Genomic DNA, 12,816 nt, shown 5'->3' with positions numbered 1-12,816 from the left:
TAGGCATGACTGTGACACGGAAATGGAAAGCATCGAGTTTCAACGTGCCGCTCTGCGAGTCAGATAACACTACTTTGCTCTTCAACGCGAAAAACGGCCAGACGCTTGAATTGGACAGAACCAAATGGGCCATCGTTCAAAGTTGTTTCGATTACCTCGAGAACGAAGACATGGGGCTGGACCGCGAGCTTGTGGGGTGTCTGGCTGCTCTTGGCTTCGTGGTTCCCGCAGAAGTAGACGAGTTCAAGGAAGAGGAGGAGCGGCTGCATCGCAGTAAGGCAAACGAATCACGCTTATTTGTGACCATTGCACCGACTATGGCCTGCAACCAGCGTTGTAGTTACTGCTTCCAACGCAATACGCCCAAGACAAAGATCATGTCCGCAAAGATCCAGAGGGCGATCATCGAATTCGTCCGTCGCAAACTGGGTGACAGCCGCCAGCTTGTCGTCCAGTGGTTCGGCGGCGAGCCGCTAATCGCCTACGCCGCGATAACTTTCATGACACGGGAATTCAAGGCAATTTGCGCAGAGCGTGGCATTGAGTACTACGCTGAGATGCTGACGAACGGCCTCCTGCTAACGCGGGAAAGGGTGGCTGCCTTGGCCGAACTCAGCGTCAAGGCGCTGCAGATATCTCTCGATGGCATGCCCGAGACCTATTCGGCGAGGCGCCAAGTCCCCATATCAAAGGCGCAGGCCTACTATCGCTTCCTGGCCTGTCACTTGCAGGACCTCGTCGAGGCTACTGGCTCTCTCACCATACGCATCAATGTGGATCGCGACAATGTTGAAGAGGCCAAATACGTGGTCCGCCTCTTCAAAAGCTACCACCCCGCAGATCCTCGCATCGATTTCCGCCTCGGTTTCCTCAATGTTAGCCGAGGTCTTGTTGATTGCGTTCCGCACGACTGTTTCACCAACACTGAGTTCGCCGAAGAGGAGTTAGCGTTTCGTCACTTCCTCGAGTCCGAGGGTTACATGGTGTTCGGCATGCCGCAGTCAAAACGCTACCCTTGTACCGCGATTGTACGAAACTCGTTCACGGTTGATCCGCACGGCAATCTTGGCAAGTGCATCCCCGCTATGGGCACCTCGGAGTCGACATTCGCGCGTATTCTACCGGACGACATGGATAGAACACTGCAAGACGTGACGACAACTGAGATGCCGTTTGAGCGCTTCAACCCCTTCCACAGCGGTGGGTGTCGTGGATGCCGCATGCTGCCTGCATGTTTGGGCTCTTGTCCCAAGCACCATGTCGATGGGCGCCGCGTCGTGGCTTGCAGCATGCTCGAAGGCCTCACCGACAAAATTGCCTTTTATCACCGCTTTCATGAGCGGCTCGAAGGCCACACGTGAAAAGCAGATTGCCACCGACGTAGGTGAAGCTTTGACGCGCGAAGGCCGGCAAAGGAGAAACGCTTTGATGATCTTGTCAATGAAAGGGCGCGAGTGCCGGCTCGGATTCTTGATGAGAACGGTATAGCGGCTCTTGCGCTCGACGAGGGACGTGACATTGGCATGGCCGGCGGTATCTGCAAGCTCGGCGTTTATCCCAGTCGTCGTAGCAGACTGCAGCCTGCCTGTCGGGACCTGCTCGCTGGATATGCCGGTCGCGTGTGGTGAAGACCAACCGGCATCACTGGAGAAGACGGCGCGTTTGTCTCGATCTTCCAAAGTGAGCGCGTTGCTGCCGAACGGCGTGAAGCTGACGCTGGAATGCGGTGATGCGGATGCATTGAGGACAATCATCGGAGCTCTGGGTCATGTTTAGACTGGGCGCTGATATCAAGGTCTACCTGCACCGCGAGCCGATCGACTTTCACGCCGGCATCAACAGCCTTGCGGTCCTGGTTCAGGAGGTGATGGAGCTCGACCCGTTTGCGCCTGCGGTCTTTGCCTTTTGCAATCGCCGCCGCGACCGGATGAAGTTGTTGTTCTTCGATCGGTCCGGTTTTGTGATGATCCTGAAGCGATTGACGGAAGACGGGTTCCGATGGCCCCGCCGGGAGCAGCGATGCGCAACAGCGCCTCGTCGACGATGGGCGAACCCTTCTTCGGCTTTGCCTTGATCAGCTGTCTGCGGCCATGATGGTATGGACGCCCCCTTCCGCCGGAGCCAGCCGCGAGAGATGATAGGGTGTATCAACCAGGAGGCTTATGATGGAAGCTCATGTCAGTGTTGTTGGTCTCGATATTGCAAAGTCCGTTTTCAAGGTTCACGCGGCGGATCCTACTGGGAAAGCCGTCATTCGGCGCAGGCTCAAACGTGAGGAAGTAGAAACATTCTTCAGGAAGCTTCCGCTGCCCAGCAGAAGGCCCAACCTCAACGACTAGCCACCCGTGCGTTTGGGCGTGGCGAGGTGAGAGTAGCCACCATAGGCATCCACTTGAATCGTGCCATTGAAGCCATCGAGGATTTCTGCGGCATATTCGCCGTTACGCGCCCGGGTCGATAATGGAACACCACGCCCGGCGGCGCTGATCCGTTCCAGCCGCGGTCGTCGCGCAAAACAGCCCAGAGATAACCAGTTTTCGTCTTGCCGCGCCCCGGATCCAGCACCGCAGCCGTGGTTTCGTCGACATAGAGCCGCGTACTTTCCGACATCAGGCGTGTGCGCCAGCGCGGGTTCGACGCGGTTGGGCATCGGATCGAAAAGCAGCTGCGGCTGGGCCGGATTGCGCTACCGGAGCGACGGGCGTTGAACATCGCTGCATATAAGCGGCCGACGCTCTGCGACATGGCCCAGAGGCTGGCAATTCCGTGCCAGTCACCGAGGCCTCGCTTGACTTGCACTTGAAAAGCATCCGATGAGTGCGCCTCGGTGAACTCCAGATTGGGAGGAGGATTAACGCTGGACGCTGCGACAATTCTATCGAAGATCGCTTGGATCCTTGCTTCGTAGCTCGGCCGCGTGTCGCCCACAAATGTCCCGTCTTCCATGGCTTACTGCTCCTTGGTTATTTCTGGGGCGCTTGAGTCCGCACGTAAAAATTGGCCGATCCACCATTGTCCAGCAAGATTTCGGACGGCCCCTCGGTAGAAAGCCATAATCGTAGCACGCTGCGATCATCTCTCTCTGGAGCAGCTGACTGGCCGCCGTCAAGGAAGGCTTCCTGCTCGCGTTCTGTCAATTCCGCCCAAAAGCCATCGGTGGCAAGAAGAAGCGTGCCGCTGGCCTTCTCTTCTGCGAGGACGTCTGGGGCCATGAACTCCCTGGAACGAAAACACTGGGTGAGAAGGTGCCTCGTGGGCGATTTTGCGATGGAATCGAGAGGCATGTCCGCCAGGGCATTTGCAAGGGTATGGGGCGTGACTTGCCAGTGTACCTGGCCGTCGTGCCTGCCAAGCAGGCAGTCTCCTGAGTGGAGGACCGTCAAGGAGCCTGTGTCCATTACGTGAAAGAGGATAACGCTGGCGGAACCCCTTGGAAACGATTTGCGAAGGGCTTGATGAATCTCCCGAAGCTTGGCTTGCGTGAGCTCGTGGCCCCACGCATCGCCGGTTCCGGCAAACCAGTCGGCGACAGCTTCAACGATTGCCCGTGCATATCCCCCGTTGTTCGAGCCGTGCGTGGCGCCATCAGCCAGGATAGCAAGGAATTCGCCATGTCTTTCCGCGATCCCCGCATGGTCGCGATTGTCGTCGGTGCGCGTTCCTTTTTGGCTCAACCATCGGGCTTCGATCTTCATTGTGCCGGGCCATCCGCACAATGGCTTATCGAGACAAACCTGTCCCGGACGATTTCTACACGACCGGCGGGCCCGCGGATATTTCCATCGAGGAAATCGTCGAAGTCACCTTGATCGAGGAGCGCACGAAACTGTCCGGCGATGAAATCTCGAACGTCGTTGTCGGCCGCCGTGACCTCGGCAAGGAGCTCCTCCCTGCCGTCGACAATAAGGAGGATGTCTTCCGCGTCACGGCTCATGATCAAGTCGCCGTTTCCCCTTCCGGCATAGGCCTCGAGCTTCGTTGCAAGAAACATTGGCGGCGTCAGAATCCGGATCGTGAGGTCTTCCGAGAGCTGGTAGTGCTGCGCCGTCTCGATTCCGCTCGAGTACCATCGATTTCCGAATCCGAGGATAGCCGGATCATCGGGCATGAAGTCGACCGTAAGCTTGCCGAGACGCATGCGGCAGACCACCTCCTCGTCAGCAGCCTCCATGAAGCCCCGGTGTCGAAGCTCTTCCTGGAGCTGGGCCCAGGCGGCAAGGCCCGCCAGGTCAACGATCAGGTCGATGTCGTCTGTCGCACGCACATCCTCGAGCGTGACCGGATCAGTGATGAATAGCGCGGTCGTGCATCCGCCAACGAAGACCAGGCGCGAGCGGAGGTCTTCGCCAAGGGCCGAGGCAACGGCTTTCATCATTTCCAGCAGTTGAGCGCGGATCGCTGTCATTTGCTCATGATCCTTGACTTGAGGTGGTCGGTCGCGAGACCAACTTCCCGCTGGTTCCCGAGCCGGATCGCATCGACCAACGCGAGGTACTCATAGAGTGCGTCGTCCTTCAGGATTGCGTCCGGCACGGTCTTGAAGAGCGGCTCCACCGCTTGCCCCATCTCCCTTCCGTTGGCATAGGGCCAAACGTAGTTGTACGTCCCGCCGCTGATCAGGAGTTCCGTGAGCATAGGTGCGGCGAAGGCGGTCGGTATGCCGCGCTGCATCGGCCCAACTTGGGCGGGGAAGACGAACTTTAGCCCGGTGGTAATGAAGCCGAACAGGTTCCTTCGGCTTGGCCGAGGCTCGTTCTTGCTATTGTCTTTTCGCGCGATGCCTGATGCGACACTGCGCTTAATCGACTGCGCTATTTCGGTCTTGCTGATACCGAGTAGCGCCTCTAGGTTCCGAACGGAATATGGGTCTCCCCCCACGGATTCCGATCGCAACCGATCGATGCCATTGGCGAGTTCCTGGTCTTGCAGGCTTACCAGCTTTAGCAGGACGACGATATCTTGGCTCTTCATAAACAGTGTCCTCTGTCCTAGGACTGAGGACACTTAGCCTAAAGCAATCGGTCCTGTCAATCTGAGACATCGCGCCTAGGGTTGATTATCTGGAGCAAAGAGCTCGATGTACCTCACACCAAGTGCCTGGGCGATTTGGTAGATGGTGATCATCGAGGGCAATAATGTTTTCGAATTGATCAAGACCAGATTTCAGCCGAAGCAAAGGCGCCTGGCCAATCTCTCGCTGGCATCGCCCCAAATAATATCTAAAATCGCGGGAAAAGCGGAATGGCATTACCTCGAGATAACGCATACATTTCGCGAGAAACCTACGGGAAACGCTGACCAGCTTTCGGCTTTCACTGAGGTGATTGCCACCGCTGTTATGACATGATGAAACAAAGGTTGGATGACGACCCACATGTCGAAACTAGAGAATCATATAATCTCGACACAAGCTGTTCTATCAAGATCTCATTTTGCCAAATCACGGTTCAACGGTTCGATTCCCATCACGGCGAGGGATGAGTTGGGTATGCCGCTCCGAATAGTCCCGTTTGTCACATCACTGAAAAACTTCTGACCTAACGAGGCTTTCGGGGCCTCCGCTCAGGGTGCGGCCGTCGATCAGGAGTGACGAAATCATGTTGGAACGTGTTGGCAGCGGATCGAAAGAGGTCGAAACCCTGGTCGTGGACCTCGGCCAGAAAGACGTGACCGGCCGTTCTGCATCGGCAAAAACCATCGACGCCAGCGAAATACGCAAGATCGCGCCGAGCGGCAACGGGCAGGCACTCGACATCTCCGCTGCGCGGGGCTTCGTCGGGTTTACGCCGAGCAAACGCGGCGGCGCCGCGATCCTGGTCGATGCAAAGGCGAGCACGCCCGAAACCGACCCGGGCACCGATCTCAAGATCGACCTCGACGGTTTCTCGCCGCTGCCCTCCAGCAATCTCGCCAGCTATTCGTTCAATGACGTCATGGCGGCGATCATGATCGGCACCGGGCTGGCCGGCAAGGGCATTGCCGCCAACGGCTCAGGCGACGGACGCTTCTTCGCCGGCAGCGGCGGCGACGCCTGGATCGCCGAGCGCATGTTCGCCACCAAGGATAATGGCTGGAGCAAGACCATCCAAAGTCTCGATCTGCCTTATATCGACAGCGACTATCTGACATCCAGCCTCAAGAAGATGGACCTTGTCATGTCGGGTTCGGATGCCATCGAGCCGGTCGTGGAGCGCCCGATCGACGAGAAAGACATCCTGGAAAGCAAGGTGCTGCGCGGTTACGCTCCGTCGACCGCCTATGAGCCGACGCTGAAGAAGCTCGACGAACTCAAATACGGCATTCTCGGCGACGCCGTGAAGGACGTGAACCGGGATTTCGTAGCGCCCCACAATATGGACCACCTCGACCAGCTGGCGCCGGAACAGAAGGCAACGCTGCTCTACGATCTCATCGAGATCAAACAGCAGTTCAACGGCTATATGAACCAGTATGGCGACAGCGTGCCCGATGGCGAGCGCGTCGGCAAGGACCTCGACGCGCGGATCGAAAAGCTGACGGCCGATCCCGCGACGCAGCAGCATCTCTCACATATCTTCGCAAGCGGCATGAAGGAATATCTGCAGCAACCGGAGAATTCCGATCTGCTCACCAACATCGAAGACGCCTATCTGATCGATATCGGCGGCGGCAAGGCGATCGACCGGGCGCTGAGCGCCGGCAAGAGCTTCGAAGATGCCCTGAAGGATTATTATTCCGAACTCAACACGCTCGTCGATCTCCTGCCCCAGGATTATATCGACGCGCATCTCGACGCCGCGAACGTCACCTTCTCAAACATCATCAAGGAACATTATATCGGCGACGGCCAGGGTGTCGATCTCGAGCAGTTGCTGTCGGGTCCGGATGACACATTTGTGCCCGGCGCAACGAATGACGCCATCAGCCAGTTGGCAAACACCTTCGCCGAGGATTTCATCAGCAAAAACGGCCCGGCAGATGGCGGCGAAACGCTGAAACAGAATCTGGTGCAGGACATAGCACGCGACGTCGACGGCGTTCTGCGCATGGTGCGCGGCGGCATGAAGCTCGACGCCGCGGTCGCCTCCTTCAAGGATTCGCTCGACCTGCCGCGCCAGACCCGCACACCTGTTGGCATCGATGCCGAAGTGTACAAGGCCGGCCTCGTCCATGCGGTCCAGATGCTCAGCATGTCGAGCGTGCTGGTGGCGCGCGGCCTCGGTGTGGGCGGCAAGTGGACGCCGGCCGATATCGCCGCTGCGGTCGGCTCGGCGACGCAGATCGTCGGCATGACGATGGAGGGTCTCGGCAAGAACCTCGACGTTGCCGGCAAGCCGTTCAGCGCCTTCGGCAATCAGCCGGGCAGCTGGGGCAAGGGGATCTCCATGAGCTTCTCGCCGAAGACGATGGAAGCGGCGGGCAAGATTCTCGGTGCCGCCGGCGGCCTCGCCATGGCCGGCCTCGGCTTCTATCTGGCGTCGCGGTCGATGAAGGACGGCGACCGCGCCAAGGGCGCGCTCGAAATCATCGGCGGCATAGCCGGTACCGGCAACGCGCTTATCGGTTTCTCCGAAGCGATGCTTTATCTGACCAACGTCATGTCCCGCGCCTTTTCCGGACTCGAAACGGTGGCGCCGGAAGTGGTGACCATCTTCAGCAACGCCGCCAAAGCCGGCCTTGCGGCGGCCGGACTGGTCACCGGCCTCGTTGCCTCGGCCGTCGGGCTGGCACTTGGCCTGTGGGATATGGCCAATGGCGTGAAGAAGCTCGACAAGATGGAAAAGCAGCTGAACGAGAAGCTTGAGCGCTACACCGGCGAGTCCGTGCATCTCGAATTCCGGCCGGATCCGTCATTCATCTGGTAAAGGCATAGTCGGCGGCAACGATGACCGCCACCCCGGAAAAGCCTGGGAAATGCCCTGCGAGCCTGGTAAAAATGTGATTTAATTTCCCCGCGCGAGGTTGCTGCATTTATGCAACCGCGATGTTGCGATCGGGCTTGAATTATCGCGCAAAGGTCGATCTTATGCCTAACGTGAGGTAAACGACCTCATCCTCGAAAAGCGGACAAGAAAATCAAAGGGAACGCATGTCATCCATCGCACCAGCATCTTCGGATATCGATACGGTTTCATTTCTCAGGCTAAACGCCAATTCCGATCCGAAGTCCGAAAATTCGACAAGCCAGGGCAAGACCGCGAGCACCACGGTCAAGAAGGCATCGCCTTTTACCTCTGACGGGACGACGACGGCGGGCCTGACGATTCTCTCCTCCACATCGGCGCAGACGAGTAGCCCGAAGTTCGTTTCGCAGGCCGCCACGTCGAATGGCGATTCCAGCCCTACCGCACCGATCCAGCCGGTCATCGATCTCCTTTTCAATTCCGATTTCATGAGCGAGATCAATCAGGGCTTCATGGAAGGGCTGAAGGACAAGGACAAGTCCTTCGAGAGCATCGACGTCGTCAAAAACCCTCAGAATTACACCGCCGAGCAGAAACTGATCATGTATCTCGATCTGCTTCAGACCAAGGCGACCTTCGGCCAATACAAGGACAGCCTCGGCGACAACCAGCGCGGCATCTACAACGACCAGGAGATCCTGAAGGATCTCGACAAGTCGATCGCCATCCTGGGCTCGGACCCCGACGTCAACTCGCAGATGACGGAGAAGGCGCTAAAGGCCTTCAAGCTGATCTTCTCCGGTTATCGCGTCGCGCCGGCCGATACCAACAAGGACGCTTTCGAGATCATCAACGACACGATCACCCGTGACGAGAAGATGAAGGACCTGCGTACGAAGGTCGAGGATGCCTTTGAGCGCGACATCGTCAATGGCGGCCTGCTGAATGACGGACTGAAATCCGGCAAGGACGTCACCACCATTCTCAAGGAATATAATGCCGCCCTCGGCTTCTATTCCATGGTGCTTCCCGACGATTTCGTGAAGCAGCGCTCGGCGATTGCCGACAAGACCTATGCCGAATTCTTCGACAAGAACGTGCTGCCGACGATCTCCGATCCGACGACGGCGCTCGATGGCCTGATCCGGATGGGACTGGCCGGCAACAAGACCGAGCGGGAACTGAAGGGGCTCGGCTCCATCCTGCCGGTTGTGGATTTCGACCAGTCGCTCGGGCTCGGCGGCAGCCTGTTCCCCGATCTCAAGATCGACCTCGACGGTTTGAAAAAGGTTGCCGCTTCCGAATTCGGCAGCACCGTTCCCAACAACATCACCCACCTGTTCAACCCGACCATCCAGGCGATGGCCAACCAGTTTTACGGGGGAGACAGCCCCGAGGTGCGCGATCAGTTCAAGGCCGACGTCAAGGCGCTTCTCGGTCCGCTGCTCGACAAGGTAGGCGCCGGAGAAATCGGCATCGGCGATCTCGCCGGCAATCTGGAGCGCATCACCTCGCAGCTGCCCGCCCCCGGTGGCAAGGAGGTCTGGGGCTACCGCCATGCGGTGCAGACCGCGCTCGAAGGGCTCGTCATGGGCGCCAGCCTTGTCTCGAAGATGTCGGCCAATGCTGAGTGGGACAAGAGCGTCTCGCCGCTGCCCTCCAGCAATCTCGCCAGCTATTCGTTCAACGACGTCATGGCGGCGATCATGATCGGCACCGGGCTTGCCGGCAAGGGCATTGCCGCCAACGGCTCAGGCGACGGACGCTTCTTCGCCGGCAGCGGCGGCGACGCCTGGATCGCCGAGCGCATGTTCGCCACCAAGGATAATGGCTGGAGCAAGACCATCCAAAGTCTCGATCTGCCCTATATAGACAGCGAATATCTGACATCCAGCCTGAAGGACATGGAACTTTCCATGTCGGGGCTGATGAAGACGCTGATGCCCGGCACGGATGTGATCGATCCGATCATGGTCGACGGCAAGACAGCCGAAGAGGCGATCAAGAAGATCATCGCTCCGAGCCTTGATGCGCTGGCGGAAACCCTGTTCAAGGGCAATGCCGAGGCCATGGCGCAATACAAGACCAATTTCACGACGATCTTCACCGCGCTTTGGGCGACGATGCGCCCGGGCGGCAGCGTCGAAACCATCAAGGCCGACCTTGCCAAGCTGATCGACAAGACTGCGACGGCAGTGCCAGCGGGGGTCGATCCTGTCAAATACAAGGCGGCGCTCTCTTCCGGCGTGATGTCGGTGCTCACAGCCTCCCGGTCCATCTATGCCGGCCTCAACGTGACGAGCCCGACCTGGGACAGCATCGGCATCGTCGTTCTGCACGCCCTTGGTGCGCTGGCGCATATGGGCAGTGCGCTCGGCTCGGCGATCAAAGCCTCGAATTTTTCGCTGCTGGATGGGATCGGCTCGCTCGTCGGCGTTTCCGACGAGCTGGCGCGGGCACAGCGCAGCGTGCTCTCCGCCTTTTTCAAGAATACCGGGACGACGGTCGGCGCCGTTGCCGGGGTCGCCTGGCTGCCGGTGGAATATTACCAGTTCCTGCAAGGGCTCACGAGCGGCAAGGGCGACCCGGTCGATCTCATTTTCATGGGTATCGGAACGGTAGCGGACACGGTCGGCGCGATCGAAGGCATTGCAGGCGTTGCCAACATGCTGGTGAACTCCACCTTCCTCGGGCGCACGGGCGCAACGGTTGCCCTGGTCTCCGGCGCCTTCTCGCTCGGTTTTGCCGTTGCTTGCGCAGTGTCCTGGGCGGCCTGGTCAGGCTTTACCATCTACCAGAGCATCAAGCAGGAAAAGGCCTTCCACAAGCAGACCGACATGATGAACGACATGCTCAAGCGCACGGTCAACGACACGGTCGGCATCTACGCCAAGACCGGGCCGATCGTCGGCGCCAAGGGCGGCGTCACCCCCGCGCCCCGCGACCCGGAACAGCGCGAGCTTACGCCTGAGAACTGGGACGCGATCACCGCCGATGTCGAGAAGCGCCGCGGTACGGCGGTGGGCTGATCCGGGACGCTTTCGCAACACCAAATATTTGAGTGTTCACAGGCCCGTTGGCGTAGAGGCGGTCGGGCCTGTGAACATTCGAACAAATTTAAGTATAAATTTCATGCGCAATCTGGATATCTGCTGCGTTTTATGGATAAAACGTTCCATTTTAATATAAAGATCGCTAAATTTATCATAGCCGACTGTACGTTCTGGAAATTAACCATCGGTTAAGTTTAAACAATTGACCAGCCGTTTTTTTATCCATATCAAATCATGCATTCATTTTGATAATTCCTTGATGGAAGTGCTCATATGGCCGTAGATGCAGTGAATTCCGACCTGAACCTGGCGCCTGCAAACCCTTTCCCGGTGGAGCTGACGACTGATAAGACGGGTTCCACAGGCACCACCGGCAGCACGACGAAGAAGGTCGATCCGAACAGCGAGAGCGAGGTTCTCTCCGCTGCTGTGGACGCATTTCTGCCGGGCATGATTTCCAACACCCTGATGCTGAACAATTCGCTTTTCAATTTCGCCAAGGAGGCGATCGACGAAGGCAGCGACGAGTAGCGTTCCTGTTCATCGTTTGCAGTTGACATGTACCGAGTTGAGGAATTGCAATGAGTGGAGAAGTACTTTCCGGCCGCGCCTTCACGCCGCCCTTCGATGGCGTATCGACGGGCAATGTCCTGAAGACCTCGGAGATCGTGGCGGAGCGGATCGGGCTGCAGCCGGCGGATCTCGCTGGCATTCGGCCAACCGAACTCACCTCCATTCCCAATTCCCAGGGCCGCAAGATCGCGCCTGAGTCCGACGCCATCCTGCCCTCCTATTCACCGGAAGGCAATCCCACGCCCTCCAGCATTCTCGACCGGCTGTCGGCTTTCTTCATGCCGGTGGCCGGAAACGGCCAGCCGGAGACGCCGCTGGTGCGATTTGCCGCGGACAAGGATCAGAGCGGCCCGAAGATCGAAGACATCACGACATCAATCGACCGGCTGGAGAAATCACAGCAATTCGCAACCGGCACGACGCTGCTGTCGTCGCTCACCCAGTCGGTGATGTCGTCATCCAAACGGCTGACGCAGGGCCAGTGAACATCATGATCACATCGGCCCTTTCGAGATCATCGATCTCTTCGCCCGCGCGCAAAGTCCTTCCGAAGGCCGCAATGCTTGCCCTCTGCCTGTTCCTCGCCGCCTGCAGCCAGGACGTGCTCACGGGGCTCGATCAGCGCGATGCGCTGGATGCCCAGGTGCTGCTCGAACGCGCCGGCATTTCCGTCACCATGAAGAGCGAAAAGGGCGGGACCTATGCGATCGCCGCTGAATCAGCCGATCATGCCCGGGCGATCGAGTTGCTGGCGGGCGCCGGGCTGCCGCGTCAGTCGTTCGGAAATGTCGCCGAACTCTTTCCCGGCAACGGCTTCCTCGTGACGCCTTACGAACAGAAAGCCCGGATGAGCTACGCCATCGAGCAGCAGCTTGCCGAAACGCTTTCGGGGCTTGACGGCGTGGCAACGGCGCGCGTGCATGTGGTGCTGCCGGAGGAGAACGGCCGCGGGCCCATCAAGGAGAAGGCGAGGGCAGCCGCTGTGCTGCAATATCGCCCCGGCGCCAATCTCAACGAGATCGACATGAAGAGCCGATCCGTTCTGGTCAACAGCATCCGTGATCTCTCTTACGAAGATGTTTCGGTGGTGGTCAGTCCCTGGTCGGAGGTCGGTGCGCCGGCGGCTCCGGCGGCAGCGCCCGCCCCGGCGGCACCGGTGACGTCGGCACCCGCCGCAGCGCCATTCTCGATGGTGCAAAGCGCTCTCTCGGCTTTCAAAGGCCCCAATCTTGCCGTGATCGGCGCCATTATCCTCGCCATCGGGGCATGCCTGCTGCTGCTGTTTCCGCAGCGGAAGGAGCGCTGAG

General features: G+C 58.7%; 10 protein-coding genes and 3 pseudogenes. 8 read left to right on the top strand and 5 right to left on the bottom strand.

Annotated features, from left to right (window positions below; genetic code table 11):
• Nucleotides 1-5: 5 nt before the first annotated feature.
• Nucleotides 6-1,361: a radical SAM protein gene (locus tag RCCGE510_RS28485; protein ID WP_037080131.1), complete on the top strand. Its 1,356-nt coding sequence runs from the start codon at nucleotides 6-8 to the stop codon at nucleotides 1,359-1,361.
• 22 nt (nucleotides 1,362-1,383) lie between these two features.
• Here RCCGE510_RS28485 and RCCGE510_RS34895 read toward each other — a convergent pair.
• A pseudogene (locus tag RCCGE510_RS34895) lies at nucleotides 1,384-1,529 on the bottom strand (IS30 family transposase); the annotation flags it as partial.
• Between the two features lie 239 nt (nucleotides 1,530-1,768).
• Between RCCGE510_RS34895 and tnpB the strand changes: the two are divergent.
• A pseudogene (gene tnpB / locus RCCGE510_RS35710) lies at nucleotides 1,769-1,960 on the top strand (IS66 family insertion sequence element accessory protein TnpB); the annotation flags it as partial.
• Between the two features lie 378 nt (nucleotides 1,961-2,338).
• Here tnpB and RCCGE510_RS33855 read toward each other — a convergent pair.
• The 4 genes and pseudogenes from RCCGE510_RS33855 to RCCGE510_RS28455 all read right to left on the bottom strand — a co-directional run.
• A pseudogene (locus RCCGE510_RS33855) lies at nucleotides 2,339-2,616 on the bottom strand (transposase); the annotation flags it as partial.
• Nucleotides 2,617-2,963: 347 nt separating this feature from the next.
• A complete protein-coding gene (locus RCCGE510_RS28465; protein WP_007636041.1) occupies nucleotides 2,964-3,695 on the bottom strand; it encodes a protein phosphatase 2C domain-containing protein in 732 nt (243 codons plus the stop codon).
• On the bottom strand, nucleotides 3,692-4,405 hold the full coding sequence (locus RCCGE510_RS28460) for a nucleotidyl transferase AbiEii/AbiGii toxin family protein (RefSeq protein WP_007636038.1): 714 nt from the start codon (nucleotides 4,403-4,405) through the stop codon (nucleotides 3,692-3,694). The genes RCCGE510_RS28465 and RCCGE510_RS28460 overlap by 4 nt, the downstream gene beginning before the upstream one ends.
• On the bottom strand, nucleotides 4,402-4,971 hold the full coding sequence (locus RCCGE510_RS28455; protein WP_007636037.1) for a hypothetical protein: 570 nt from the start codon (nucleotides 4,969-4,971) through the stop codon (nucleotides 4,402-4,404). Before RCCGE510_RS28455 ends, RCCGE510_RS28460 begins: the two co-directional genes overlap by 4 nt.
• Nucleotides 4,972-5,113: 142 nt before the next feature.
• Here RCCGE510_RS28455 and RCCGE510_RS28450 point away from each other — a divergent pair, with 142 nt between their 5' ends.
• The 6 genes from RCCGE510_RS28450 to sctJ all read left to right on the top strand — a co-directional run bounded on the left by RCCGE510_RS28450 (nucleotide 5,114) and on the right by sctJ (nucleotide 12,815).
• On the top strand, nucleotides 5,114-5,347 hold the full coding sequence (locus RCCGE510_RS28450) for a hypothetical protein (RefSeq protein WP_007636036.1): 234 nt from the start codon (nucleotides 5,114-5,116) through the stop codon (nucleotides 5,345-5,347).
• Between the two features lie 250 nt (nucleotides 5,348-5,597).
• Nucleotides 5,598-7,844 carry a hypothetical protein gene (locus RCCGE510_RS28445; RefSeq protein WP_007636035.1) on the top strand — a complete coding sequence of 749 codons (2,247 nt, stop codon included), beginning with the start codon at nucleotides 5,598-5,600 and terminating at the stop codon, nucleotides 7,842-7,844.
• 224 nt (nucleotides 7,845-8,068) lie between these two features.
• Nucleotides 8,069-10,912 carry a hypothetical protein gene (locus RCCGE510_RS28440; RefSeq protein ID WP_007636034.1) on the top strand — a complete coding sequence of 948 codons (2,844 nt, stop codon included), beginning with the start codon at nucleotides 8,069-8,071 and terminating at the stop codon, nucleotides 10,910-10,912.
• Nucleotides 10,913-11,209: 297 nt separating this feature from the next.
• Nucleotides 11,210-11,467: a hypothetical protein gene (locus RCCGE510_RS28435; protein WP_007636033.1), complete on the top strand. Its 258-nt coding sequence runs from the start codon at nucleotides 11,210-11,212 to the stop codon at nucleotides 11,465-11,467.
• Nucleotides 11,468-11,517: 50 nt separating this feature from the next.
• Nucleotides 11,518-11,994: a hypothetical protein gene (locus RCCGE510_RS28430; protein WP_007636032.1), complete on the top strand. Its 477-nt coding sequence runs from the start codon at nucleotides 11,518-11,520 to the stop codon at nucleotides 11,992-11,994.
• A 5-nt stretch (nucleotides 11,995-11,999) separates the two neighbouring features.
• Nucleotides 12,000-12,815, top strand: a complete 816-nt coding sequence (gene sctJ, locus RCCGE510_RS28425; protein WP_192815361.1) for a type III secretion inner membrane ring lipoprotein SctJ — start codon at nucleotides 12,000-12,002, stop codon at nucleotides 12,813-12,815.
• Nucleotide 12,816 lies beyond the last annotated feature (1 nt).

Origin of the sequence: Rhizobium sp. CCGE 510, from assembly GCF_000292525.1 — a bacterium.
Classification (GTDB): domain Bacteria; phylum Pseudomonadota; class Alphaproteobacteria; order Rhizobiales; family Rhizobiaceae; genus Rhizobium.
The sequence above is the reverse complement of the archived record's forward strand: the minus strand, read 5'-3'. Positions and strand labels throughout refer to the sequence as shown.